Raw genomic sequence first — 25,155 nt, forward strand, 5'->3', positions numbered from 1 at the left:
TTTATGTATAGCCCGGGCAGACCTGATGTATGGTTGGCATGCCGTTTGTTGTCTGGCATTTCAGGCAGGGCCTGCAAGCGGTTTGAGCTGCCCGTCATGATGTTGGAAGATGTTGTAAATACGTTGAGTAGAAGCGCATGTTAGCGCGATATTGATACAAGGTGTGCTGTGGCGCGTCTTGCAGGAGCACAGTGGACGCGGCCGCACAGGGAGCCCGGACGGTAGCATTACGATTCGGAACTGCCCCCAAAACTGATTAGATCAGAAACGACACGCGCCTCATGGAGGAGTCTCTTTGAATACCTTTACCAAGAATCTCATGCTTTGGGCTACCATCTCGCTGGTTATGGTGGTCCTTTTCAACCTTTTCAATCAGCCTCAGGGGCAGCAGGAAAAGCTGGCTTACAGCGATTTTCTGCAAAAGGTCGACAACGGCGACGTGTTGGAGGTCACCATCCAGGGTGAGCGACTGATGGGCAAGCTCGTTGATGGTTCGAGTTTTTCCACCTACGCGCCTGACGACCCCAACATGGTAAAGACCCTCATCGAGAAGAAAGTAGCGGTCAAAGCCGAGCCCCAGGAAGACGCCCCCTGGTATATGACGCTGTTCATTTCCTGGTTCCCCATGCTGCTTTTGATAGGTGTCTGGATTTTCTTCATGCGCCAGATGCAAGGGGGGGGCGGCAAGGCCATGTCCTTTGGCCGGTCCAAAGCCAAACTCATCTCTCAAGATACGGCAAAGGTGACGTTCGAGGATGTGGCTGGTGTGGACGAGGCCAAGGAAGAACTCAGCGAAGTCGTAGACTTCCTGAGCGACCCCAAGCATTTCACCCGTCTTGGCGGACGTATTCCCAAGGGCGTGCTGCTGGTTGGCCCTCCAGGCACCGGTAAAACGTTGCTTTCACGCGCAGTTGCAGGTGAAGCCGGCGTCCCGTTCTTTTCCATTTCCGGGTCTGACTTTGTTGAAATGTTTGTTGGTGTGGGCGCTTCCCGCGTGCGCGACCTGTTCGTGCAGGGAAAAAAGAACGCACCTTGTCTGATCTTCATCGACGAAATCGACGCCGTGGGCCGGCAGCGTGGCGCTGGTCTTGGCGGTGGACACGACGAGCGCGAGCAGACCTTGAACCAGTTGCTCGTGGAAATGGACGGCTTTGAATCGAATGAGGGCGTTATCCTCATTGCCGCCACCAACAGACCTGATGTTTTGGACCCGGCTTTGCTCAGGCCTGGTCGTTTCGACCGTCAGGTTGTGGTGCCCACTCCGGATGTGCGCGGCCGCAAGCGCATTCTCGAGGTGCACTCCAGGCGCACGCCCCTTTCCGGGGATGTGGACCTGGAGGTGCTTGCACGCGGCACTCCCGGTTTTTCCGGAGCAGACCTTGAGAACCTGGTCAACGAGGCTGCGCTTTACGCCGCCAAGTTGAATAAGGACCAGGTCGGTATGTCTGATTTCGAGGAAGCGAAAGACAAGGTGCTGATGGGTAAGGAGCGCCGGAGCCTGATCCTTTCTGAGGAAGAAAAGCGCACCACTGCCTTTCATGAAGCTGGCCACGCTCTAGTTGCCAAACTGCTGCCCGGCACCGACCCCGTGCACAAGGTCACCATCATCCCCAGAGGGCGTGCGCTGGGTGTTACCGCGTATCTGCCTATTGACGAGCGCCATACCTATTCCAAGGAATATCTGGAAAATCGTCTGGCTTACGGCCTTGGCGGACGTGCTGCGGAATGGGTTGTTTTCAAGCAGCTCAACACGGGCGCTTCCAACGACCTTGAGAACGCCACCAAGATGGCGCGCAGCATGGTTTGCAAATGGGGTATGAGCGAGGCCATCGGTCCTCTGTCCCTGGGCGACAAGGGCGACGAAGTCTTTATCGGTCGCGACCTTGGGCATTACAAGGACTACAGTGAGGAAACCGCTAAGCTTATCGATGCCGAGGTCCGCAAGTTCATTGAAGAAGCACAGCGCATGGCTGAAAAGCTGCTCACTGAGCACAGGGATATCCTGGACAATGTGGCCACAGCCTTGCTTGAGCGCGAGACTTTGAGCGGCGCTGATATCGATCTGATCATGGCGGGCGAGGAATTGCCTCCTTTCAATGGAAAAGCCTCCAAGCCTTCGCCTGGCATCGATACCCACAGCGAATTCACCTTTGGCAACCATGAAGAAAGCGGAGCAAACCAGGACGAGGGTGCAACTTCCTCTCCTGAAGTGCCTGGCGCATACCATGAAGCATCCTCATCCCCTGAGTTGTCACAGGCAGGGGAGTCCGAAGATGCTGAGGCTGCCGCACCCACCGCAGGCCAGCCGGAGACCCCGGAACAGCCTGAGCAGGCAGGTGAAGACAAAAAGGATGGATCGGACAAGGAACGCTCGTAGTGGCGACAGTTTCTTTCTCTGATTCGCCCACGGTATCGAAAGATATCGCAACGCCACAGGCCGCTACAAGCGTCAGCTGGGAAGTGGCGGGCGGTAAGATTGTCGGGCCGGCTCCGTTCATTGTCGCTGGTATTGTCAATGTGACACCGGATTCGTTTTATGACGGGGGGCGCAACTTCGCCCCTGATCTGGAGCCGGATGCTGCCCTCCGGAGCATTGAAGCCATGATCGGCCATGGTGCTTTGATTGCGGATATAGGGGGGGAATCAACCCGGCCGGGCGCTGCCCCTGTGGCGGTGGAAGAAGAAATGCGCCGGGTTTTGCCTGTGGTGCAGCAGGCGGCAGGGTTGCCCATAGCGCGTAGCATCGATACCCGCAACGCCTTGGTTGCCGCAGGTTGCTTGGAAGCAGGAGCTGAAATCATCAACGATGTTTCAGCCTGCAGCCATGACCCTGAACTCCTGGACGTACTGGCCCAATACCGTCCCGGCTATGTTCTGATGCATGCCCAAGGGGTGCCGCAGAACATGCAGCAGGCGCCGCAATACACTGACGTGGTTTCTGAAGTGATGGCTTTTTTTGAGGAAAAGCTGCGCCTGCTCACCGGCGCAGGTGTGCCCGAAGAGCGCATTGTGCTGGACCCCGGCATCGGCTTTGGAAAAATTTTGGAACACAATCTCGAGCTCATGCGCAGCATTGAGCAGATATACAGCTTCGGCAGGCCCGTGATGCTCGGCATTTCCAACAAATCCCTATGGGGGGCTTTGCTGGATGCGCCTTTGGAATCTCGTGGAAACGCCACCCAGGCCGCAACGGTATACATGGCATCGCGGGGCGTTGGCATCCACCGGGTGCACGATACGGCCTCCACGGTCCAAAGTCTGCGAGTTTTGCAGGCCCTGCGCTGAAGCCGGACGGAAACGGCTATGCTGGAATTTGCCTCCATACGCATAGGCTGGCGCGATGTTCTCGACATCGGCCTCGTCGCCTTCATCCTTTACAGGCTCATTCTGCTTGTGCGGGGCACTCGTGCGGTTTCGGTCTTGTCGGGACTGCTGCTGGTGCTTTGCGTCTATTTCGTTTCAGAGGAGTTCGGGCTCTATACCCTGAACTGGTTGCTGGCCAATTTTCTGAGCTCCATCTTCCTGGTTGTCATCATTTTGTTTCAGCAGGATATACGCAAGGCGCTTTCCGAAGTCGGTGCAGGGCGTTTGTGGAAACGCCCAACCGTGGAAGAGGAAACGCTGAACCAGATCATCGCGGCCATGACCTCGCTGGCCAAGAGCCGTATCGGGGCGTTGCTGGTCATCGAAAAGAACGTGCCCCTGGGCGATGTGCTGGAGCGTGGGGTGCAGCTTGGCGCAAAAGTCAGCAAGGATTTGCTGGTAACGATTTTCTACCCGAATACGCCCTTGCATGATGGCGCGGTGATCATTCGCGGCTCCAGCGTTGTTGCGGCGGCCTGCATTCTGCCGCTAGCCAGCGGGCAAAGCGTGTATGCAGTGAAGGGCAGCAATGAATTCGGCACGCGCCACCGTGCTGCATTGGGCATTACCGAGGAAAGCGACGCCGTTGCCGTTGTGGTTTCCGAAGAGCGGGGGTCCATATCTGTCGCCGTTAAGGGAAAAATGACCACAAGGCTCGACGAGGTTCGGCTCAAGCGTGTTTTGACCAAGGTTCTCGAGAGGTAGGGCATGCGCGGCAACTGGCAATATGCGCTGCTGGCGTTTTTACTTGCCTTGGTGGCGTGGTATTTTGTCTCCGGGCGTGAAAAGGTGGATGTCTGGATGCAGGCCAGCGTGCAGTTTTCCGCCATGCCGGACAATCTGGTCATCCGCGACGGCCTTTTGCGCAAAATCAATGTGCGCGTGCGCGGCCCAAAAGGGCTGGTGCACAATCTTGAAGACCGCTCCCTGGTGTATTCTCTTGACCTTGCCAAACTCAAGCCAGGGTTGAACGTTTTCCCCATTGAGCCTGATAAATTCCCTCTTTCCAAGACCTTTGAGGTGGTGGAGATAAATCCCTCACGGCTTGAAATAACCGTAGATCGCTTGTCCTCCAAGCAGGTGCCGGTAAAGCCTGTTTGGGAAGGAACGCTCGATCCTGATTACCAGCTCATGGAGGTGATGACGCAGCCCTCCAGCGTGGTCATCAAGGGGCCGCAAAAGATTATCGACGAAATTCAGCAGGTGCCTACTCAGGTTATCGCCTTGCCCAGCGCCACCCCCGGGCTGATAGAAGAGGTCGTCCCCCTGAGCTTGCCCGATGAGATCGAGGCGGGCACGGGATTTGTCGATGTGCGGTTGCTTTTTGGGGTAAAGACCAAGGCATTTACGCTGGAATTGCCATTATCAATCGAGAATAAAACGAAATATAAGGCCTCGGTGAAACCGCAATCCATCACCGTGGAGATGGAAATCCCCCTGCCCGTGGCGCGACAGGGAGACATCAAGGATGCGGTTTCTGCCAAGGTGGTGGCCGACGAATACATGGGGCCTGGATATTTTGCGGTGGCGCCGCTTATCATGGCGCCAAAGGGAGGGCGCCTTTTGAAGGTGACCCCTGAATATGTGGAACTGGGGTTGTCCGAAGAATGACGCCCCTTGCAGGTGATTGGCCGCGTTTTATATGCTGCGGCTTGCTCACGAGGTGAACGAATGGCGAAGCGACTTTTTGGGACCGATGGCCTGCGTGGCCAGGTTAACATCTACCCCATGGTGCCTGAAGTGGCCCTGCGGCTGGGACTGGCTGCAGGCTCTATTTTTCGCAATGGCGACAAACGGCATAAGGTCGTCATTGGCAAGGATACCAGGCTCTCGGGCTATATTTTTGAGACGGCGTTGACTTCGGGATTGTGTGCTTCCGGCATGGACGTCTTCCTTGTCGGCCCCATGCCGACCCCTGCTATTTCCTTTCTTACACAAAGCATGCGCGCCGACCTGGGCATTGTGATTTCCGCATCGCACAATCCTTTCATGGACAATGGCATCAAGTTTTTCGATCATGCAGGTTTCAAGCTGCCCGATGCGACCGAAACCGCTATCACTGAAATGGTGACCAACCCCGATGTTGAATGGGATTATCCCAGTTCGGAAATGGTTGGACGCGCTTACCGCATATCCGACAGTTCAGGCCGCTATATCGTTTACCTTAAAAACAGTTTTCCCACGCATTTGACCCTGGAAGGGGTGCGCATTGTGCTGGATTGCGCCCATGGCGCCACTTATAAGGTTGCGCCGCTTATTTTTGAGGAGCTGGGCGCTCAGGTTATCAAAATAGGCACAAACCCGGATGGTTTGAACATCAACAGGCAATGCGGCTCGCTGTATCCCGAAGTGATTGCCCACCACGTGCGCGAGAACAATGCAGATATTGGCCTGGCCCTGGATGGCGATGGTGACAGGCTTATTGTTGTGGATGAAAAGGGGCGTGTGTTGGATGGGGACCAGATCATGGCCCTTTGCGCCCAGGATATGATCAGCCGGGATGAACTCCCTGGAAAGAAGCTGGTCGCCACGGTCATGAGCAACATGGCTCTTGAACTGTTCATGAAAGAGCAGGGGGGGAGTCTGGTGCGGACGCCTGTGGGCGACCGTCACGTGGTGGAAGCCATGCGCAGCCAGGGGTGCACTTTTGGCGGTGAACAATCCGGCCACCTTATTTTTCTTAATTTCAGCACCACGGGAGATGGCATCCTGGCTGCACTGCAACTATTGCGCATCATGCAGCAGCGAGGCAAACCTCTCTCTGAACTTGCGCAACTCATGCAGTTGTTTCCGCAGAAACTTGTCAATGTTCATGTGGAGCGTAAGATTCCCTTTGAAGAAGTCTCAGCCATCGGTGATGCCGTGAAGGAGGCTGAGAACCAACTGGCCGGCAAAGGACGGGTACTTCTGCGTTATTCAGGCACAGAAGCCGTGGCGCGGGTTATGGTGGAGGCTGAAGACGAAAGCAAAGTCGAAAGCCTGACTGAGTTTCTGGCCGAAACCCTCAAGACACATTTGAAATAGCCTGTTGGAGTGTGCTATAGGCACAGTTGCTGCGTGTACCGAACGAGTTTAATGCCGCAGCACAGGGCGGGCATGGCGCGCCCCGGCGCTAAGGCGTCGTAATTACAGAATTGGCTTGCGCGAAGAGCGCCTTCGCGCAGCCGCCCGGCGGTGCTTTGCCGGGGAGAACAGAAGCATAACCGCCTACTGCAAGGAGCGCGGAACATGGAAGTCAGCAAGGTCGTCATACCCGTCGCCGGTTGGGGAACAAGGTCGCTGCCAGCTACCAAGAACGTTCCCAAAGAGATGCTGCCTGTCTACAACAAGCCCGTGGTTCAGTACGTGGTTGAAGAGGCCATGCACTCCGGACTTACCGATGTTGTTTTCGTCAACAACCAGAACAAAAAAATCATCGAAGACCATTTCGATTACAATCTTTCTCTGGAAGGCGTGCTGGAGCGCGCCGGCAAGACAGAGCTGCTCAAGGATATCCGCAAGGTGGCAGAGATGGTCAATATCATCTCCGTACGCCAGAAAAAGCAGCTCGGTTTGGGGCACGCCGTGCTCTGCGCCAAGGAAGTGGTGAAGGATGATCCCTTTGCAGTGATGGTGGGCGATGACCTGGTTTTCAGCCCCGATCCCGGCATCAAGCAACTGATGGAAGTTGCGGCCACAGAGCGCCTGCCCGTCATCGGCGTGATGGAAGTGCCCAAGAATATGGTCAGCCGCTACGGCATTATACAGGGCGAGGAATTTGCCCCCGGCAAGTTCCGGGTGCGTGACCTGGTGGAAAAGCCTGCTGTAGAAGACGCTCCTTCCCGCTACGCCATTGTGGGACGTTATGTTCTGACTCCGGAGATATTTAAGTATCTTGAAGAGCAAACTCCGGGACATGATGGTGAAATCCAACTGACTGACAGTCTGAAAGCGCTTGCCAGAGGCAAGGGACTGCTCGCCGTACGTATCAAGGGGCAGCGTTTCGATGCAGGAGACTGGGCAGAGTACCTGACTGCAAACATTTATTTCGCGCTCAAGGATGAAACCCTGCGCGACCAGCTCGTGCAGAAGCTCAAGGCTTTTCTCCCCAAGGAGTAAGGTTCAGCTTCTCGAGCAGACCAGGCTTTCATGTCTACAATTTGGGGCGCTGCACTCTTAAGCCCCCCCTTTACTACTCTCAGCTATCTTACGCCCGGCTGTTTCTCCGAAACGGAGTTGCAGCCGGGTATGCGCTTTCTTGCCCCGGTGGCCAATTCTCTGCGGGTAGTCATGTTGTTGCAGGCCTGCGATGGCGACACCGAACAGATTTGCGACGCCAAGGGCGCGCCAGTTGTCTTGAAGCCTCTTCTTTGGCCCCTGGAGCGCACTCCCTTGTTGGGGCAGGAATATTTGGACATGATCAAGCAACTTGCGCTTCGCCAGATGAAAACACCTGGCCAGATACTTGGGGCGCTGTTGCCGCTTCCATTGCGTTCCGCTCAGGTTCGGCTTGCCTCACCCCTGAAAGGGAGAACCCGGACTTTCAAGCCCAAGGAGATCGCGCAGCTCCCGGAAGATGATTTGGCAGATTTGGCCGCATCCTGGAGAGACGGGTTGTTGCGGGTGGATGAAGCTTCCATCCGGAGCCAGGAAGTTGCTGTGGTGGTCAAGGATCCACCATGGCCTGTGCGCCCTGCAGCAACTGCGCAAATTGCGGTGCTTGAATATCTTTGGGAGCGAGGAAGCGCCCCTAGAAAGACCCTGCTGGCGGATCTAGGTGAGAGCGCTCGCGGTGCTCTCAACCGTTGCATAGAGCTGGGGCTGGTGCGTTTGACCAGAGCAGAAGCACCCTCTTTGGAAGAGGATGCACTGGAAGATACTGCCTCAGGACGGGAATTTGATTTTACCAGCGAGCAATTGCAGGCCTTGGATGGACCTGAAGGGCTTACGCGGGCTTTGGAAAGCGATGCAGGTGAGACCCGTCTGCTTTTTGGCGTCACAGGCAGCGGAAAAACAGCGGTCTACCTGGAGCTGGCCCGTCGTTGTCTACAAATGGGGCGTTCCGTGTATCTCCTGGCGCCGGAAATCGCTCTTGCACAAAACCTGTTGCGCGCTGTGCGTTTGCGTTTTCCTGGACTGGGCGACAACCTGCATTTTTATCATGGCAACATTCCGCCCAACGAGCGAGCCCGATTGTTCCGACAGGCGGCCCGGTCAAACGGAGCTTCCCTGGTGGTGGGCACCCGCTCTGCATTGTTCCTGCCTGCCCGTTCGCCTGGCTGTGTGATTCTTGACGAGGAGCATGACAGCTCTTTTAAGCAGGACGAACGGCTTAACTACCAGGCCAAGGAAGTCGCCTATTTTTTGATGCACCGCCATAAGGGACTGCTTCTCTTGGGGTCTGCCACGCCGGACGTCAAAACTTTCTATGCTGCAGAGCAGGGGCACGCCCCTTCATTGAACATGAAGCAGCGCATCAGCGAATGCGGTTTGCCGGATATCGACCTGGTGGACATACGTTCGCTGTCACCAACTGAGCATTTGTTGGCGCCTGAGACCCTCAAAGCGCTCTCCGAAACCGTGGAGCAAGGGGACCAGGCCATAATCATGCTGAACCGGCGTGGGTACTCGCCTCTGATGTATTGCCTGGATTGCGGGCAAGTGGCCAAGTGTCCGAATTGTGAAATCGGTCTTACCTATCACAAAGGGCGGGAACGGCTTGTATGCCACTATTGCGGTGAATCACGGCCTTTCCCTATTATTTGCAGCGGCTGCGGGGGCGCCAATTATCTGCCCATGGGCGAAGGCACGGAAAGGCTGGAGGAAACCCTGGCGGCAACGCTCCCCCCTGAAACCGGAGTGCTACGGCTGGATCGGGACAGCACCCGCCGGCTTGGACGCATGGAAGAAATACTGGAGTCTTTTGCGCGCCAGGAGGCCCAGGTGCTGGTGGGCACGCAAATGCTATCCAAAGGGCACCATTTTCCAGGCGTCACCCGGGTGATTGTTGCGGATGGCGATCTAGGGCTCAATCTGCCCGATTATCGCGCCACAGAGCGTACTTTTCAGCTTTTGGTACAGGTGGCAGGGCGTGCAGGGCGAGGCGAACGCCCCGGCCGGGTGCTGATCCAGACCCGTGATGTTGCCCACCCATGCTGGCAATATGTGCGCACGTGTGATTACGAGGGGTTCTACAAGAACGAATTGGAATTGCGGCGAAAGCGCAAATATCCTCCGTTCATTAAATTGGCGCTCATTCGACTGAATTACCCTTTCACCTGGGATCCGGGCTCCCGCGCTTTGTCAGAGGCGGGAAAGGCCTTGAGAGAGGCTGGGCGTGAGCATGGCGTAATGGTTTTAGGGCCGGCGCCAGCGCCCCTGAAAATGCTCAGGGGGCGCAGGCGTTTCCACTGTCTGTTGAAGGGGGGAGATTGGCAGAACATCCGCCAGGTTTTTGCCGCGGTTGCCAAAAATTTGGAGCCCTACACCTCTGGCGGTGATCTTCGCCTATCCCTTGATCTGGATCCGGTGGACATGCTGTAAGCTTGGTGCAAGCCAACTCTCAGGAATACGGCGTTTTATATCTTTTGCAGTCAGTCAAAATTCCGAAAAAATCCCATTGTCATGAAATATCGGCAGCGTTGACCCATTGACGTCTGTCTTGTTCTGAACGCTACCTACCTTTTTTGATTTATCATACAATATTGTAGAAAAACGTATCAAAAATGGAAACTGAATGTTTCTTTTTCATTATTACTAATATCCCGATTAAAAAATAATGAAATTATATTATTTTATCACAGTAGTTTAAAAGATAACTGGCTGTTCAGATAAAAAAGGACCTTGCCAGTTGCTTTCTTTTGTGAAAATAATAATTAGGGTCAATTTTGTAGAATTAAACTTTTTCCGACGCGTTTGCGCCGATGCGAGGAGGATGGTTATGGAGTACACTGAAAGTGATCTGCCGATGAACCTCGGGGATGGCGAATACTTGATGCTCGAAGACGGATCGAGCATCCGTTTCGAATCCAACGGTGAAGCCAAGGACGTCTTTTTCGGTGCGAGTTTCGAGCGCGACGTAGAGCTTTTTCCTGATTGTGAATACGTTTATGAACATGCTGGTAAACAATTTAAGCTTACGGCAATGATGGACAATTACCTGCATATCGAAAAAATCTAATTACGCAGCAGGCGACTAAATTATTGCGTCGGCGCCATCGTGGACTTGATTTGTCTGCATGGTTGCCGACGTTTTTTTATGGCTGAAGACTTCTCCGTTGTATCGCTTTTCCTGTATTTTTTGTGTTGTGATGGGAGTACCATTTCAGATTGGGTTGGCGTTTGGCACAGGGTTTGCTTAATCATGGTATCCTTGCGAAGCCGCCTTTGGGAATTCCTCCCAAGATCCGGCTCGCTATCTGCAAAGGAGGAGGCCATGTTTTTTGATATCTTACTGCCCCTCTTTGGTGCTGCCCTGGTTTTTGTGGGGCTCATCAAGCTGACGTCGTGAGCTGAACGCCGCGGCGGTTCCTGTTGTTTGGGGAGCCGCGGCGCCATGCCACGCTGATTTGTTTCATTTTGTTAGCTGTTATCACGTCGTCTCCACTTCGCTATACCCCGCCTAGGGCCAGTCCCACGGCGGCATGCCCTCATGTGAATTAAAACCCTAAAGACTGCTGGTTCGCATTTTTGCAGTAAATGGTGGTCCTGCATGTCCGCAGGGCATGAGCTGTGACTTTGCCCTGTGTATGAGCATGTGCGTTCAAGGGGCGTTCTTGTGTGTTCCCACGTTCGCTGTAAAGTGACCTTCGTTGCCCTGGGCCGGTTACCAAAAGTATTTCATTGTTTCTATTCCTGCCGCTTCCTTGCGAAAAAATTCTGCTACGACTATATATAACGTATAGGTTTGGAAGCAGCGCCTTTGTCATTTGCCAGGGCTGCATGTCATGGGGGGGCTTAAATCGTCTGGCGCAAGCCTGACATAGATATAGAGGAGTCATGAACAATGGAAGCTGATTTCCGGCGTTTGATTGTGGTTTCCAACCGCTTGCCCGTTGGGCTTTCCAAACAGGAAGACGGGTGGACCATCAAACCTGGCGCCGGTGGCCTGGTAACCGCCCTTGCTCCGGTCCTGCGCAACCGCGGGGGCATCTGGATTGGGTGGTCCGGCGCGCATACGGATGAGGACCTTTCTGGTCAGTTCGCTGCTTATTCAAAAAAAGCCGGCTACAGCCTGGTGCCTGTGGATTTGAGTCAGGAGCAGGTGGATAACTACTACTTCGGGTTTTCCAACGAGGTGGTCTGGCCACTTTTCCATGACTTTCAATCCAGGTGTCATTTCAATCCGGTTTACTGGCGCACATACAAAGAAGTGAACCAGATATTTGCAAAAAAGGTGGCGGAGAATCTGCGCCCCCGTGATTATATCTGGGTGCACGATTACCACTTGTTCCATGTCGCGCACTATCTCAAGAAAATGGGTGTAGAGCAGAAATGCGGCTTCTTTTTGCACATCCCATTTCCACCCCCGGATATTTTTCTGAAGCTTCCCTGGCGGGATCAGGTTTTGCGTTCGTTGATGGATTACGAACTGGTGGGCTTTCAGACCATGCGTGATCGCAAGAATTTTGTCCGTTGCCTGCAAACCTTGATACCCGAAGCCAAGGTTTCGGGAAGAGGCGGCGTAGTCACCGCCTCTGTGGGAGAACACAAGGTTCGTCTTGGCGCGATTCCCATCTCCATAGATTATTCCCTTTTTGCGGAAACCGCTCGCCTGCCAAAAGTGGCGGACAAACGGCACGAACTGAAACGCACCTACAAAGGGCGCAAGATCATTCTCGGTGTGGATAGGTTGGACTATTCAAAAGGCATCCCACAGCGGCTTGAAGCCATACGTGTCGCACTGGAGCAGCACAAGGATCTCATAGGGCGCATCAACTTTTTGCAAATTCTTGTGCCCAGCAGGGAAAACGTCTCGGAATACGATAAGCTCAAAAACGAAATCGATCAGTTGGTAGGGCAGATCAACGGTCAGTTCAGCATGCCTGGGTGGATTCCCATTCATTACTACTACACCAGTTTCCCCCGCGATGAACTGGTCGCCTTTTACCGGGCCGCCGACATTGCCCTGGTTACGCCGTTGAAGGACGGAATGAATCTGGTGGCCAAGGAGTACTGCTCGAGCAAGGTTCGTGAGGTCGGTGTGCTGCTGCTTAGTGAGTTTGCAGGCGCGGCCGCGCAATTGCAACGATATGGGGCGGAGCTGGTGAACCCATATGATGTTGAAGGCGTTGCAGATGCCATTTATGCCGCCTGTGAAATGGACGAAAGAGAAATGCGCAACCGTTTGCGCCGCATACGGCGCTTTGTGCGTGAGCACGACATTTACTGGTGGGTAGATTCATTTCTCATGGCCGCGTTTTCGCGCCACCTGCGGGATTTCCCAACCATGGAAAGCGTGAACTACGAAACGCACGCTGAGGAGTGATCGTGCAGATGCACTTTTGACAGGACGATTAGCGTCTTGAAGCACGATGCTGCAAAAACAAGGGGGAAAGTCTGGTCGGGCTTTCCCCCTCGTTGCGTGATGATCGTGTCAGATGTCTAATGGATGATGACCAGGAAGGCCATGTCCGGATTTTGCTCGAAAAATTCCTTTACCTTGGAACCGACCCGCTCCGAATCATAATAGTAGGGCTGCACGCTGGGCATGCCGATTTCCACAAAGAGTTCGTCGAGGTTTGTTTTATCCTTGTCGCGATAAAAAATGTATTGTTCTTCTGATGTTGTCTTCCATTCGCCTTTTGCAAGCGCATTATGAAATCCGGCGTTTTTGAGCTTGTTTGCAAGGCTCAGGTCGCTGCCAGGCGTGCGTGAATGAAAGACCCACACAGCATCGTCCACATCCACAGTGAATTTCTTCTCCGCCTTGATCCGGACTTGCTGCGAAACGCTTTGCTCGTGTGCCGCGGCAGCGGCTTGCAGCACGTATTCACCAGCCTGTTTGGGCGTGAATCGCCATGTACATATCCCTGTGTCCCCCGGTGCAAGGGTGGTGGACACAACTTGTGGCGCTAAGGCGTAGGCTTTTTGTGGCGCCAAATTGTGCCCCCCGCCATCCAGCACGACCAGTTCGCAATCAAAAGCCGCCTGGGCGCCATTGTTGGCAACGGACAGTTCCAAGGGGGTTTCAAATCCCACGGTTATTGGAATGGTGCCAAGGCGGGTGCTTACCGCAAAATCTACCTGAGGTTCCTCATCCTGGGTAGTTTGTTCGGACTGTGGTTCTGGCTCAGGAGCAGGCGTTGGTTTTACGGTGACTGCGACGTTGGGGATTGCCATGTCGATGGCTTTTCCGTGCAATCCACTGAGCAGCAGCACGCTACAGATGAGCAGCAGACATGCAAGGATGGGATGCCACGAGCGTTCTCTGCCGCTTGCGCGGTAGAGCAGTTCCGGCAGGAAGAAGCAGACTGCAATGCAGATGATGAGCAGGGCGGATATGATATAAAAATTTGCAAATAAACTCATGCTGGATACTCCTGAAAGGTTGCCATCGACGCCTGGGACAAAGGGGCGACGTTGGAAAAAGGCGGGTCTCCGCCGCACCACCCTGTAAGATGCCGGACAGTTTACGCAAGGCCTTCCTTCGCTGCAAGCAGCATAAGAAGTATTTTAAATGGTGATATGGATAGTGCTTTCGACAAAAAAAAGCGAGCCCCCGTCAGTAAAGACGGGGGCTAGGCTAGTGGGGTGGTTAAAGGTAGAAGAGGAATTGGATGATTGAATTCTCTACCTGGTACATGGAGCACATATTGCTAGAAGGTTAACTATAGTTAATGATTTTTAGCTGTATAGCGTGTGATATCTGTTCCCTATTTTGTCAGTCCTTCCAGAAGGTTATTCAGGGTATTGCCAACTTCGCCCCCTAATGCTTCCCCGGCTTCTCCGGGCGCTTCCAGTATTTCGCCGAGGGCCTTTGCGCCTTGCTCCACAATATTGCCGGTATCGACGTCAAAGCCGGGTTTGGCCAGGGGGCCGCTGATGGTCACCGGGAAGGTCGCCAGCCCCATCACCGATGCCTTGAGTTTGATGTTCATTACTTCTTTTACAAGGTCCACTGTGCCCGAACCTGTGGCGCTGTTCGGTTTTGCCTGGGCAACAATGGTGCTGACGTTGGCAACGCCATTCTTGATGGTGCCGGCTGCCTTGAGAAGCTGGTAAGGGGTCGAGCCGCCGGTGGACGTAAGAGAAACACTGGAAAGAACGGCATTCTGGATTGCCTCGGGGGAGAGCGATATACCCAGGATATGTCCGTTTTCGGCGCGAGCGTCGAACGTGCCGTTCAAATTCGAGCGGTATTCTTTTTCATCCATGCCTTTGGTGGTTACTTTGGCATCCACCCGCGCCGTACCCGTCAGGGGCGCTCCTACTTTGAGGTCCTGCAGCAACGGGTGCAGCTGAATGCCACGGGCTGAGCAGTCCAGGTCAAAGAAGGGTATGCCTTCTTTCAACTCTGCGCCATATTTGGCTTTGAGCGATCCATCGTAAAGCGCGCCGCTTTCCATGGTCCCGGAGAAACGTCCCTTGTGCAAACGGGCGTCTATGGCCAATTCCCGCATTTTTACTCCGGCAACCTGGAGTAGCGCAAACTGGATCTTGGTGGTCAAATCTGCAGACTGCAGCTGTCCGGGCAGCTCGATTTTTTTGACCTCTTCCGTATCTTGCTTGTCTTCTGCCTTTTCGGGCTCGTTTTTTTTATTTTTTTCTTTTGCAGGAAGATACCTGTCGATGTTCAGGGTATCGCCTTCGATTTCCAGCTTTCCCTGCAGTGTGGCAGGGGTGAGCTCCCCCGTGATGGAGATGGTGCTGGCGTCAAGGAGCAGCTCGCTTTTCTCCAGAATTAGTTTTTCTGAGGAAAGTTGCATGGACGCAGTCAGGCTCGCCTGATTCAACGTGTTTTCATCTTCCAGGGCAGGCGTTTTCACCCCGCTGCCGAGCAGGATTTTTTTGGGTGAGAATGCGGGAACACTCACCTTGAGGTCTAATTCCGGTGCGGTCGCGATGTTCTTGCCGTCAATATTGATGACGGATTCAAAATCATTGCCTTTGATATTCAAAGGCTGGGCCGAAAGTTGACCAGAGGCCAGGTTGGCATTCAGTTTGGGAAGGGAGAATTCGATTTGCCGTTTTGCGGGCAGGTCGCCCCCTTCGGCCGATAAGATAAGGGACAGATTGTTCATGGCCAGTATCTGGGCTGTTCCATCGAGAGAAACTGAACCAGAAAGGGTGGATCTGGTGGTGTCATAGGGAAGATCAGCGCCTTGAAGCTCCCCCTGCATGGTGAAATCGTCAAAGGCAACAAGCCTGCGGATGGGGTCTGCGGTAAGTTTGCCCGAAAGTTCAAGCCCCCCTTGCAGTTCTGGCTTTGATGCGTCGGCCTTGCAGGAAAATGAAACCGGGAAAGGACCAGAAGGGGTGATGTCATCCGCTTCCAAAGCTACATCCGTAACTTCATAACGCGTGCCAAGCACCTTGTCCTCATAGACAAGAGAGCCATTGGTCATGGAGAGCGAGTGGATTCTGTAAGAGAATGATAGTTTTTCGCCCTTTTCGGTCGTGACCTCAACGTGTTCTTCCTTGGCTTCCACTTTTTCAACCGGAGATTTTGGCAGGTTCAATCGCCCTTGCGCATCCCGCATGAGCGCACAACTGATGCCGTCGAGCTTCACGGCTTTGGCCTGGAGTTCTTTGTCGAGCAGACCAGTGAGAGAAGCTTCCACCGAGAGCAGGGACACGTGGAGCAAAGGTTTGCCGTCTGGTCCAGAATAGACCATATCGTCTGCATTTGCAGGCTCAATGGGGGCGCTGTCGAGGGTGACATTCTCAAAGCGCAATGAAAGAGGGAACATGCCAATGTTGACGTCACCTTCAAACGTGGCGTGCAGACCGCTTACTTTGTAGATCATTTCTGCGATTTGCGGCTTGAATGCATTGGGGGTCAAAACGGTCTGTAAGGTAATGTAAATGCCGCCGATCACCAGAATTACGACGGCTGCAAGTATGATCAGTATTTTTTTACTTTTGCTCATTTTTTCCTCATAGGGAGAAAGGAGTGAGAGATTTTCTCATTTTTTACGCCATGCAATCTTTTCTGTCGAGTGATGGTTAAAAAATAGAGAAGTTCTAAAGAGCAGCCATGATGGCATTGTCTCGCCAATTATCAAGGGGCGGGGCAAGGTTTTTTTATTTCAATATGGTAAGGCATGATATGTTTGTTTTAAGATTCCAGCATTAAAATAAAAAAATAATAATGATGTGGTAATAAGCTCCTTGGCAGAGTATTGGGGGGTGTGTACTATGCAGCACCCAATACCGAGTCAGGAATATGAAATGCCTGTCGAGAAAAAAGTCAGCCAACCTGTTGTGAACCAAAAAATGAGCGAAGAGGATTTCGCCCGTTTCAGCCAGTTCATATACAAAGAGGTTGGCATCAAGCTTCCCCCTTCTAAAAAGACCATGATCGAGGCGCGCTTGCAAAAGCGGATTCGCATTTTGAGTCTGGGAAGCCATACCAAGTACATTTCCTATCTGTTCAGCCCTGAGGGGATGCGGGAAGAACTCATTAATCTTATCGACGTGGTGACAACAAATACCACAGAGTTCTTCAGAGAGCCCCAGCATTTCGATTTACTGAACAGGGTGATTCTCCCTGATATGAGCAAGAAGCTGCATGAGCCGCTGCGTGTCTGGAGCGCCGGGTGCTCTACGGGCATGGAGCCCTATACCCTGGCAATTGTGCTCAGCGAGTTTCGCAGCAAGGAGCCGGAATTTGATTTCCGGATACTTGCCACAGATATTTCTACCAAAGTGTTGAAAGAGGCTGTGAGTGGCATTTATGAAGAGGAACGGATTGCGCCAGTGCCTAAGATTTTGAAATCGAAATATTTTTTGAGGAGTAAGGACAGGGCCAAAAAACTGGTGCGGGTGGCCCCAGAAATAAGGGGCATGATAGAATTCAGGCGGCTGAATTTTATGGAGCCCTTTTCCCTGCCGCGAGCAATGCATATAGTGTTTTGTCGTAATGTCGTGATTTACTTCGACAAGCCAACGCAAAACAAGCTTTTCAACAAGCTCTGCCAGAATATGGCCATTGGCGGTTACCTGTTTATTGGCCATTCCGAGAGCCTGGCGGGTATGGAGTTGCCCTTGCAGCAGGTGGCTCCCACGGTCTACCAGCGTATCTAATCACACCCGTTTGCGCGCCGTCATTTTGCGTAGAAAGGTCGCTCTGCGGCGAGTAATGCATCTTTTGCTGCAGGGGGCGTTTCAGGCTTTGCTCACTCACCCCTAGTAAATCTTACGCTTCGAAAAGCTCGAGCCAAGGACATTGAAGGTGTTTTCAACAATGAACAGGGCTGCGGGGTCTTTGGTAAAGACCATTTCCTCCAGCCGCTTGAGCTGAATGTTGTTGATTACGGTCATGAGTATGTCCTTGTCGCTTCCGGAATAAGCGCCGCGCCCCTTGATGAAGGTTGCGCCGAGGCGCATGCGGTGCATGATTTCTTCTGCAATAGCCTGGGGCGTTTCGGAAATGATGAACACGATTTTTCTTTGGCTGAACATGGACAGAACGTATTCAACGACTACAGATGATACGAAAACCATGAGCAGGGAGGCGATAAGCAGGTCGTTGGAAAGTTCCAGAGCGCTGAAGCTGAACAGCATGGCGTTGAAAATGAAGTAGAATTTTCCGACACCGAGATTGTATCGCTGGTTCAGCAGCACGGCTACGATGTCCAGGCCGCCTGCAGAGCCAAGAGAACGCAGAATGATACCGCCACCTGCGCCGATGATGACGCCACAGGCAATGGCGGCATAGACCTGCTCGTGAATATGGATGGTAACGGGGAGGACCTCATATATAATCGAGGTGAACAGCATGGCGTAGAGGCTGTAGTATAAGAAACGCTTGCTGACGAAAATCCAACCAAGGATGAACAACGGGATGTTCAGCAGGAAATAAAGCACGCCTGGAGAGATGGAGTCCATGGCGTAGTGCAGGAGCAACGCCATGCCGAAGACGCCCCCTGCTATAAAATGATGCTCCAGGGCGATCCCCTTCATGCCGACGGCAAAAAGGGCTGAACCGAAGCTGAGCAGAAAAATATTCCAGAGTGGCGAGTAGGTAAACTCGCTTTTCTTTATTTTAAGCTGTGAAAACAATGCTATGCCCTGAAAAGTACCTCACCAGTTATAGGGAGGGGCTGCGTTCAAGTTGAAAATAAACGGCATGCGCGGCGTTTCTATATGTTCCACGGCGTTACCACCAAGTGCAGAATCAGGTATAAATTCATGACTCTCGTCCACTGCTGTGAAAAGGGCATCCAACAGGGGCTTGTCACCAACTGATGGCAGCTTGTCAGCAGGCGTCAGCTTGCCGGCTACCTGGACCCAGTCTCCATTTTCAAGCGTGGTTACATCCTTCCAGGGAACCTGGAAACCCACAGCCACTCCATCCGCAAGACAACACCAGATAAAGGGGCGCAGCAGTACGAATCTGCCCATGGCGTCCAGCTCCGGAGTGCGTACTGCAATGCCGCGCATGCCCCATGCCGTGGACAACACCGTATCGGGGCTCTGGTCGATGAGTTGGATCAATTCCGGTGTGCTGATTCTCGTATACTCATGCCCATCAATTTCAATATATTTTTCCGCCTGGGTTGCGGAAAAGTCTGTGCTCAGGCCTGATGCAGGAGCAGGAGAGGCGTCCTCTAACCAGTTTCCTCCAAAAATGGTACCTCCCATAAGGGCCAAAAGCAGGCACAGGGCGGCCAATCTTGGAAAACTTGTGCCGGAGCGGGAAAAAAAGAGCTGTGCTGCGCCTACGATGGCAAGACCTGCTCCAGCCGATGCTGTCAGCCACTGGAAGCGAGGATTTAAAAGCTGCCAGTAAGTGTTGGTAATCAGGAGCCAGGCGATGTACCCAGCTATTGCCATAAGTGCAAGCCCTTCGAGACGCCCCCCGATACCAGCAGACAATTTACGTGTAGTACCCGACATCAGAAACCTCCCGGGTATAGGCCGCTCAGGGCCACCGCCATACTGCATATCCAGACCATGATAACAGGCACCACCACCAGGGCAAGCGTGAAGCGGCGATGAAAAACCGCCAGGAACATGGCTATGAGCTTGATATCCACCATGGGGCCAATGGCCATGAATCCCAGTTGCGAACTGACTGGCATGCCGGCAAAGGAAGTGGCGACAAAGGCGTCCGCTTCGGAACAGATGGATAGTACTATGGCGAGAAGCATCATGCCGCCAATGGCCAGAAAGGGGGAATCGGAAAGTGTCGTCAGCAGTTGCTGCGGCGCAAAGGTCTTGAACGCGGCTGCGGCCATGGCGCCAACAATGAGATATACACCCATGCCTGCGTATTCCGAGGCTGTATGACGCAGAATGTCCAGAAATTTTGAGGTTTTTTGAGTGTGTTCGTGCGTATGCTCATGGTGGTGGTCATGATCATGGTGGCAGCAACTACACCCTTTAGTGGAAGAATTGCTGCGCAGCAGCCTTTCAACTGGAATGCGTGATGCCATGGCTCCCATTACTAACGCCGGCGCCAGGATCATTATGACCCGCAAGAGAACGACACTGGCGTCACCGCGGAACGCCACCCAAGTGGAAAGCAGCACCACGGGGTTGATGACTGGCGCGGTCAGCATATAGGTAATGGCAACGGACGGGGGAGCTCCCTTTGCGATCAACCTGCGGACAATGGGAACAACACCACACTCGCAGGTGGGAATGATCAGGCCGGCGCATGCACCAAGTGCGAGCTGCAGCGGCAGACTTTTGGGCGCAAGGGCCTGTACCCGTTCGGGGCTGAGAAAATGCTCCATCAAGGCTGAAAGGAGGGCTCCAGCCAAGAGAAAAGGTGTAGCCTCGAGAACGATTGCGACTGTATATGTGGTAAAAATCCAGAGTGAATCCAAGAAGATGTCCTTGTCGTCATTGAGAATTAATCATGCACTAAAGCCAAGCTGGGTATTGTCACGTATACAGCGTATCTGCAAGTGTTTGGCGTAGGGCGCAAGGGATAATTTGCACGGAAATTACAGACATACAGGGGCGTGATAGGAAAAAATGAAAGATCGGTAATCTGCAGGTAATACCGGGTTCATATTGGTTTTTTATTTACTGCATCAAGGGCGCTACAACAGCGCTTTGGACAATATACTCCTCTTTTGGGCCGGGGCCGGGTTCGTTACCCGGCCTCATTTTTTTTCGGCCGTTAGAGCCTGGTGAAAATCGCGGCAAGGCTGAAAGCAGGGGCCGGTTCAGGGCAATGCCGATACCTGAATCCGGCGGCTTCTATACGCTGTATTTCTTTTTGGAAGTAGCTGGCAGTGGTGTCCAGAGTTGGTTCCGCCAAAAAGAAACGTGCTCCGGGCTTAAGGGCAGCATGCAATTCAGCAAACAGCCGATGCTGATCAGGGACTTCGTGGGCCATCCAGAAAGCCAGGGCGAAATCGGCCTGCACATCCTGAAGGCGCAGCGAATGCTCTTCGCAGAGCCGCGGCTCTATGGTCGCGAGCAGTCCAGCGTGCACTGCGCGTTTTCGCACCTGGGCCAGCATCTGCTGTTGCAGGTCCACGGCCAGAACCCGTCCTTCAGGACGTAGCATCCGCGCCATTCCCAGAGAAAAATAGCCGAAACCGCACCCCAGATCGAGGGCTGTCATACCCGGTTGCAGGTACGGGCCGAGCAGGTCTTCAGGCTTGTGCAACAACTTGCGCAGACGGTTGTCGAATGTCCATGTGAACCACCAGGGACAAACCATATGTGTCTGGTGATTTTCGTGCCCCATTTCTCCAAGCTCCTTGTCATACCGGCATGAAGCGCTCCAGGCAGGCGTGGAGTTGTTCGGTATTCTGCCATTCGCGGATGTCTTTTTGGCGAAAAAGCGCTGCAAGCTCGGCTTCATTGGCCGGTAATGTTGCCGTATCTATTTCGTTGGCGATTGTGGCTACCGAAAAGGTGGCGTGAGTATCCGAATTGAAAACCGGCACCATGCCATAGGCTTGGCGGGTTGTTTCGTAATTTTCCCAATTCTCCGCCACATAGCGCCCCTCATGTATTTGAGGAGCGCCCTTGGCAATGTTTACTGAATTGACTTCTATACCTTCCACAACCGAAAGGATGTCTTCGAGTTCGGGAGTCATGAAATCGCGATAACGGAAAGGGTGCGCCACAAAGGTGAAGATATCTTCGCGGTGGCGTTCCAAAATGTTTTCCAGCTGAATCAAAGCTGGGAAGTCCGGCAGGTTCAAAGGGATTTCTCCCACTATGCAGACCACGTCGTAGCCTTCCCGCAAAGAAAGCTCGACACCTGAATATATCCCCAGACCAGGGTGGCGATCACGGAGCGATGCAATCTCAGCTTTGCTCCATTGATAGCGATGTTCTGTTATGACCACGCCATGCAGTCCTCGCTCGAGTGCAAGGGTGCAAAGTTCATCCGGCCGCAGAGAGGAGCAGCCTGAATGCAGGCGTGTATGCGTGTGACAGTCAAAGCGCATGTGTTCTCCTGCATGTGTTTGCGATATTGCCAAACCATACGTATAAGACATGTGCATCCTGTTGTCATGCCGGTTGTCATATTTGCCAAGAAGAAAAGATTTTCGACTGGGGTATTGCCTTTTCCCTTCACGCATGAGAGGGGGCACGGAATAAGTGCCGCGAGAGAGCCGTCCTCGCAAGGCGGTGTTTACAACAAAGCAGTCTTACAGCGAGGCAGGTACGCATGGAACCCAACGAAAAAGAACGTCGCCCCAAATTCAATCTCGATGAATCCCCGAATCCGTCCAGCTTGATGGGGCGGACTTCCGGCTCTTCTTCACGTCGGAAGATGTCGAAGGAAAAAATGCGCAACAGTATGGTGCTTCTGATCGTGCTGCTTGCGGCAATGGCGATTTTGATCTTTTCGCAGATCGGGAAAACGCCACCACCCCCCGAAGAACCTCCGGTTGCCGAGGAAACCGTGCCAGGGGGCGCGGCTTCGAATCAGGTGACGGGTGAAATGCCTGCATCCGGGGATATGACCGGAGCGGGCACTGCTGGCGAAAATACTGCACCAGATATGGAGCCGCAAACTCCTCCGGCCATGGGAGGGGGAGTTGACGCTGGTGTTGCGCACGACACCACAACGCAGCAACAAATGACAGGCGGCGCTCAGGCTCCTGATAGTGCGCCATCCTTACCTCAGGCCCAGCCAGAAGTTCCTCCCACTGCGCAGGCGCCGCAAGAATCTGCCCCGGTTCCGGATATGCCTGCGCCGGTAGTGAAGCCTGCCCCTGTTGCGGAGAAGCCTGCCCCTGAACCTGCACCAGAGGTTGCAAAAGCACCCGCCGCCCCCACCAAACAGGAGACTGCCCCAAAAGTTCCTGAAGGGCCGAAAAACAAGCTGACCAACGTTAAAATGACGCCGGGTGATGGAAATGTGACCGTGCGTATTAGTACCGATCTGCCCTTGAAGCACTACAAGTACTTCACACTGGAGGGCCCGCGTGTGGTTGTGGATCTGCTTGGTCCTTTCAAGGCGCACGCCACCACCATGGGCGTTCCCGCCAATTCCCTGGTTAAAGGGGTGCGCATTGGTAATCATCCGGACAAATTACGCCTGGTGGCGGATATAGAAGGGGGCACAAAGGTCAAGGTTGATGTGGTAAGACTTTCCGAAAAGGCGCTGGAAGTGAAGATAACTGGCGCCCCCTGATTTTCGCCTTATCATCATAATAAAGCAGCTAACATGGCCGCGCCGTCCGCTAGGACCGCGCGGCCATTTCATTTTTGTAGTTTGCTACACAAGGTTACAAATACAAAAATGAATATTTCGACAAAAAAAGACTTTCTTTGTGCACCACTTTCAGATAGAGATTTCCAAAAATCGTAGTTATTGGTGAGTCTTAGTTGTACAATTTTGTAAAACAGCTTGTATTGGGGGCCGGGGTTGACCGCGCTACCACGACAAGCATGCGCGTCTTCAAGGAGGATACGTATGAACGCCGCGGATACCGCTTTCATCCTTATTTGTGCAGCCCTGGTCATGTTCATGACCCCCGGCCTTGCACTGTTTTATGCTGGTCTTGTCAGGGCCAAAAACGTGCTGGGCACTGTCATGCACAGTTTTTTCATGCTGGCTCTGGCCACGATAGTGTGGGTTGTTGTCGGGTATTCTCTCTCCTTTGGTACTGACCTCGGGGGCGTGATCGGCGGGCTGGATTATTTGTTCCTGAACGGGGTTGGTGTGGATACCAACGGTCCTGTGGACAATATGCCGCATCTGGCCTTCATGATTTTTCAGTGCATGTTCGCAGTCATCACGCCGGCTCTTATCAGCGGCGCCTTTGCAGAACGCATCAAGTTTTCGGGTTTTGTTCTTTTTTCTACGCTGTGGTTGATCTTCGTCTACTGCCCCATGTGCCACTGGGTATGGGGTGGCGGTTGGATGGGCGGCATGGGCGCTCTGGACTTTGCCGGCGGCGCTGTCGTGCACATGAGCTCTGGTGCAGCCGCCTTGGCCGCAGCCATGGTGCTTGGCCCCCGCAAGGGATACGGGCATCAGAGTTTTATGCCGCATAACCTGCCTATGACCCTCACCGGTATGGGCATTCTCTGGTTTGGTTGGTTCGGCTTTAACGCCGGCAGCGCCCTGGCCGCCGACGGCCTGGCTGCCAGCGCGTTCGTGACCACCCACGTCGCCACTGCTGCGGCGTGCATTGGCTGGTTGATCGTGGAAAAATTGCATGCCGGCCATGCCACCACCCTGGGCGCTGCTTCCGGCGCGCTTGCCGGTCTGGTTGCCATCACCCCGGCTGCTGGATTTGTGACCCCCATGTCCTCCCTGGTTATCGGTCTTATTGCCGGCGCAATGTGTTATGGCGGCGTGTTGTTCAAGGCCAAGATGAAATATGACGACTCCCTGGACGTTGTCGGCATCCATGGCATTGGCGGTACCTGGGGCGCTCTTGCTACGGGCCTGTTCGCCACCACTGCCGTGAACGCTGCCGGCGCTGACGGTCTGTTCTACGGTAATCCCGGGCAGCTTTGGATCCAGTTTGTCTCTGTTATCGCCACCTGGGGCTATTGCTTTACAGTCAGCTACTTGCTTTTCAAAGTGGTGGATATCATAATGGGCATTCGCGTAACGCCGGATCAGGAAGCCCAGGGCCTTGACGTAACACAGCATTCCGAGGCCGGGTATCAGCTTTAGGCTGCAAGGAAAGGCTTTCCGGCATGCGCGGTGCAGCGGATGCCGGAAAGTCCGCGAAGTTTTTACACAACCCGTTGCCTTTCAGCCTTTTGCATGGCACACGCAATAGGGAAACAGCGAACGCGTAGCGAAAAGGATCTTTGCCATGAAGAAGATAGAAATCATTGTCCGGCCTTTTAAGATCGATGATGTGAAGAAGTCGCTTACCGACTTGGATATCAAGGGAATGACCGTCAGCGAAGTCAAGGGATTCGGTCGCCAGCGTGGACACAAAGAAGTCTACCGTGGCGCAGAATACCAGGTTGATTTCGTGGCCAAGGTCAAGATCGAAGTCGTTGTTGACGACGGTCTCGTCAAGCAGGTGGTGGACACCGTTGTTAAAGCCGCACGCACAGGGCAGATCGGCGACGGCAAGATTTTTGTCCTGCCTGTGGACGACATCGTTCGTATCCGTACCGGGGAAACCGGACCGGAAGCCATCTAGTTAGCTAGCAACGCCTGCCGTCGTGTTTCGCGGCGGCAGGCTTTTTCTATTC

General features: G+C 53.6%; 20 protein-coding genes. 13 read left to right on the forward strand and 7 right to left on the reverse strand.

Going from position 1 to position 25,155, the window contains the following annotated elements:
- Nucleotides 1–295 precede the first annotated feature (295 nt).
- The 9 genes from ftsH to ACZ5EH_RS16905 all read left to right on the forward strand — a co-directional run bounded on the left by ftsH (nucleotide 296) and on the right by ACZ5EH_RS16905 (nucleotide 12,829).
- Nucleotides 296–2,377, forward strand: a complete 2,082-nt coding sequence (gene ftsH / locus ACZ5EH_RS16865) for an ATP-dependent zinc metalloprotease FtsH (protein ID WP_464275042.1) — start codon at nucleotides 296–298, stop codon at nucleotides 2,375–2,377.
- 44 nt (nucleotides 2,378–2,421) lie between these two features.
- A complete protein-coding gene (folP, locus tag ACZ5EH_RS16870) occupies nucleotides 2,422–3,285 on the forward strand; it encodes a dihydropteroate synthase (protein ID WP_464278317.1) in 864 nt (287 codons plus the stop codon).
- A gap of 18 nt (nucleotides 3,286–3,303) precedes the next feature.
- Nucleotides 3,304–4,068 (forward strand): diadenylate cyclase CdaA, encoded by a 765-nt coding sequence (gene cdaA / locus ACZ5EH_RS16875; RefSeq protein WP_464275043.1) that lies wholly within the window; start codon nucleotides 3,304–3,306, stop codon nucleotides 4,066–4,068.
- A 3-nt stretch (nucleotides 4,069–4,071) separates the two neighbouring features.
- Nucleotides 4,072–4,974 (forward strand): CdaR family protein, encoded by a 903-nt coding sequence (locus tag ACZ5EH_RS16880; RefSeq protein WP_464275044.1) that lies wholly within the window; start codon nucleotides 4,072–4,074, stop codon nucleotides 4,972–4,974.
- A gap of 60 nt (nucleotides 4,975–5,034) precedes the next feature.
- Nucleotides 5,035–6,387, forward strand: coding sequence for a phosphoglucosamine mutase (gene glmM, locus ACZ5EH_RS16885; RefSeq protein WP_464275045.1), 1,353 nt, complete (start codon nucleotides 5,035–5,037; stop codon nucleotides 6,385–6,387).
- A 204-nt stretch (nucleotides 6,388–6,591) separates the two neighbouring features.
- On the forward strand, nucleotides 6,592–7,461 hold the full coding sequence (gene galU, locus ACZ5EH_RS16890) for a UTP--glucose-1-phosphate uridylyltransferase GalU (protein ID WP_464275046.1): 870 nt from the start codon (nucleotides 6,592–6,594) through the stop codon (nucleotides 7,459–7,461).
- A 30-nt stretch (nucleotides 7,462–7,491) separates the two neighbouring features.
- Nucleotides 7,492–9,885 carry a replication restart helicase PriA gene (gene priA / locus ACZ5EH_RS16895; protein WP_464275047.1) on the forward strand — a complete coding sequence of 798 codons (2,394 nt, stop codon included), beginning with the start codon at nucleotides 7,492–7,494 and terminating at the stop codon, nucleotides 9,883–9,885.
- Nucleotides 9,886–10,282: 397 nt separating this feature from the next.
- Nucleotides 10,283–10,522: a hypothetical protein gene (locus ACZ5EH_RS16900; protein WP_464275048.1), complete on the forward strand. Its 240-nt coding sequence runs from the start codon at nucleotides 10,283–10,285 to the stop codon at nucleotides 10,520–10,522.
- 825 nt (nucleotides 10,523–11,347) lie between these two features.
- Nucleotides 11,348–12,829, forward strand: coding sequence for an alpha,alpha-trehalose-phosphate synthase (UDP-forming) (locus ACZ5EH_RS16905; RefSeq protein ID WP_464275049.1), 1,482 nt, complete (start codon nucleotides 11,348–11,350; stop codon nucleotides 12,827–12,829).
- Between the two features lie 116 nt (nucleotides 12,830–12,945).
- Here the strand turns inward: ACZ5EH_RS16905 and ACZ5EH_RS16910 are convergent, their stop codons facing one another.
- Together ACZ5EH_RS16910 and ACZ5EH_RS16915 are read right to left on the reverse strand one after the other, a co-directional pair.
- A complete protein-coding gene (locus ACZ5EH_RS16910) occupies nucleotides 12,946–13,872 on the reverse strand; it encodes a COG1470 family protein (RefSeq protein WP_464275050.1) in 927 nt (308 codons plus the stop codon).
- A gap of 344 nt (nucleotides 13,873–14,216) precedes the next feature.
- Nucleotides 14,217–16,433, reverse strand: coding sequence for an AsmA family protein (locus tag ACZ5EH_RS16915; protein WP_464275051.1), 2,217 nt, complete (start codon nucleotides 16,431–16,433; stop codon nucleotides 14,217–14,219).
- 301 nt (nucleotides 16,434–16,734) lie between these two features.
- On the opposite strand from ACZ5EH_RS16915, the gene ACZ5EH_RS16920 reads away from it, so the two are divergent.
- The gene (locus ACZ5EH_RS16920) at nucleotides 16,735–17,589 is read left to right on the forward strand and encodes a CheR family methyltransferase (RefSeq protein WP_464275052.1); all 855 of its coding nucleotides are present in this window, start codon (nucleotides 16,735–16,737) and stop codon (nucleotides 17,587–17,589) included.
- A gap of 102 nt (nucleotides 17,590–17,691) precedes the next feature.
- Here ACZ5EH_RS16920 and ACZ5EH_RS16925 read toward each other — a convergent pair whose 3' ends face one another.
- The 5 genes from ACZ5EH_RS16925 to ACZ5EH_RS16945 all read right to left on the reverse strand — a co-directional run bounded on the left by ACZ5EH_RS16925 (nucleotide 17,692) and on the right by ACZ5EH_RS16945 (nucleotide 21,926).
- Complete coding sequence (locus ACZ5EH_RS16925; RefSeq protein WP_464275053.1) at nucleotides 17,692–18,567, reverse strand: YitT family protein; 876 nt, start codon at nucleotides 18,565–18,567, stop codon at nucleotides 17,692–17,694.
- Nucleotides 18,568–18,588: 21 nt separating this feature from the next.
- Nucleotides 18,589–19,404, reverse strand: coding sequence for a TIGR03943 family putative permease subunit (locus ACZ5EH_RS16930; RefSeq protein WP_464275054.1), 816 nt, complete (start codon nucleotides 19,402–19,404; stop codon nucleotides 18,589–18,591).
- The gene (locus ACZ5EH_RS16935) at nucleotides 19,404–20,339 is read right to left on the reverse strand and encodes a permease (RefSeq protein WP_464275055.1); all 936 of its coding nucleotides are present in this window, start codon (nucleotides 20,337–20,339) and stop codon (nucleotides 19,404–19,406) included. The genes ACZ5EH_RS16930 and ACZ5EH_RS16935 overlap by 1 nt, the downstream gene beginning before the upstream one ends.
- A 299-nt stretch (nucleotides 20,340–20,638) precedes the next feature.
- Nucleotides 20,639–21,214, reverse strand: coding sequence for a class I SAM-dependent methyltransferase (locus ACZ5EH_RS16940; protein ID WP_464275056.1), 576 nt, complete (start codon nucleotides 21,212–21,214; stop codon nucleotides 20,639–20,641).
- A 16-nt stretch (nucleotides 21,215–21,230) separates the two neighbouring features.
- On the reverse strand, nucleotides 21,231–21,926 hold the full coding sequence (locus tag ACZ5EH_RS16945; RefSeq protein ID WP_464275057.1) for a PHP domain-containing protein: 696 nt from the start codon (nucleotides 21,924–21,926) through the stop codon (nucleotides 21,231–21,233).
- A gap of 224 nt (nucleotides 21,927–22,150) precedes the next feature.
- On the opposite strand from ACZ5EH_RS16945, the gene ACZ5EH_RS16950 reads away from it, so the two are divergent.
- The 3 genes from ACZ5EH_RS16950 (at nucleotide 22,151) to ACZ5EH_RS16960 (ending at nucleotide 25,103) form a co-directional block, all read left to right on the forward strand.
- The gene (locus ACZ5EH_RS16950) at nucleotides 22,151–23,122 is read left to right on the forward strand and encodes an AMIN domain-containing protein (protein ID WP_464275058.1); all 972 of its coding nucleotides are present in this window, start codon (nucleotides 22,151–22,153) and stop codon (nucleotides 23,120–23,122) included.
- A 282-nt stretch (nucleotides 23,123–23,404) separates the two neighbouring features.
- Entirely contained in the window at nucleotides 23,405–24,619 is a 1,215-nt protein-coding gene (locus ACZ5EH_RS16955; protein ID WP_464275059.1) for an ammonium transporter, read from the forward strand.
- A 145-nt stretch (nucleotides 24,620–24,764) separates the two neighbouring features.
- Nucleotides 24,765–25,103: a P-II family nitrogen regulator gene (locus tag ACZ5EH_RS16960; RefSeq protein ID WP_464275060.1), complete on the forward strand. Its 339-nt coding sequence runs from the start codon at nucleotides 24,765–24,767 to the stop codon at nucleotides 25,101–25,103.
- Nucleotides 25,104–25,155 lie beyond the last annotated feature (52 nt).

The organism is Desulfovibrio biadhensis (genome assembly GCF_055388615.1).

Bases quoted from the DNA above. Each gene is read 5' to 3' on its own strand.
- ACZ5EH_RS16955 (WP_464275059.1), top strand. From the start codon at position 23,405: ATGAACGCCGCGGATACCGCTTTCATCCTTATTTGTGCAGCCCTGGTC.
- ACZ5EH_RS16945 (WP_464275057.1), bottom strand. From the start codon at position 21,926: ATGCGCTTTGACTGTCACACGCATACACGCCTGCATTCAGGCTGCTCC.
- ACZ5EH_RS16940 (WP_464275056.1), bottom strand. From the start codon at position 21,214: ATGGGGCACGAAAATCACCAGACACATATGGTTTGTCCCTGGTGGTTC.
- galU (WP_464275046.1), top strand. From the start codon at position 6,592: ATGGAAGTCAGCAAGGTCGTCATACCCGTCGCCGGTTGGGGAACAAGG.
- ACZ5EH_RS16900 (WP_464275048.1), top strand. From the start codon at position 10,283: ATGGAGTACACTGAAAGTGATCTGCCGATGAACCTCGGGGATGGCGAA.
- ACZ5EH_RS16905 (WP_464275049.1), top strand. From the start codon at position 11,348: ATGGAAGCTGATTTCCGGCGTTTGATTGTGGTTTCCAACCGCTTGCCC.
- ACZ5EH_RS16930 (WP_464275054.1), bottom strand. From the start codon at position 19,404: ATGTCGGGTACTACACGTAAATTGTCTGCTGGTATCGGGGGGCGTCTC.
- glmM (WP_464275045.1), top strand. From the start codon at position 5,035: ATGGCGAAGCGACTTTTTGGGACCGATGGCCTGCGTGGCCAGGTTAAC.
- priA (WP_464275047.1), top strand. From the start codon at position 7,492: ATGTCTACAATTTGGGGCGCTGCACTCTTAAGCCCCCCCTTTACTACT.
- ACZ5EH_RS16960 (WP_464275060.1), top strand. From the start codon at position 24,765: ATGAAGAAGATAGAAATCATTGTCCGGCCTTTTAAGATCGATGATGTG.
- ACZ5EH_RS16910 (WP_464275050.1), bottom strand. From the start codon at position 13,872: ATGAGTTTATTTGCAAATTTTTATATCATATCCGCCCTGCTCATCATC.
- ACZ5EH_RS16920 (WP_464275052.1), top strand. From the start codon at position 16,735: ATGCCTGTCGAGAAAAAAGTCAGCCAACCTGTTGTGAACCAAAAAATG.
- ACZ5EH_RS16915 (WP_464275051.1), bottom strand. From the start codon at position 16,433: ATGAGCAAAAGTAAAAAAATACTGATCATACTTGCAGCCGTCGTAATT.
- ACZ5EH_RS16880 (WP_464275044.1), top strand. From the start codon at position 4,072: ATGCGCGGCAACTGGCAATATGCGCTGCTGGCGTTTTTACTTGCCTTG.
- cdaA (WP_464275043.1), top strand. From the start codon at position 3,304: ATGCTGGAATTTGCCTCCATACGCATAGGCTGGCGCGATGTTCTCGAC.
- ACZ5EH_RS16950 (WP_464275058.1), top strand. From the start codon at position 22,151: ATGGAACCCAACGAAAAAGAACGTCGCCCCAAATTCAATCTCGATGAA.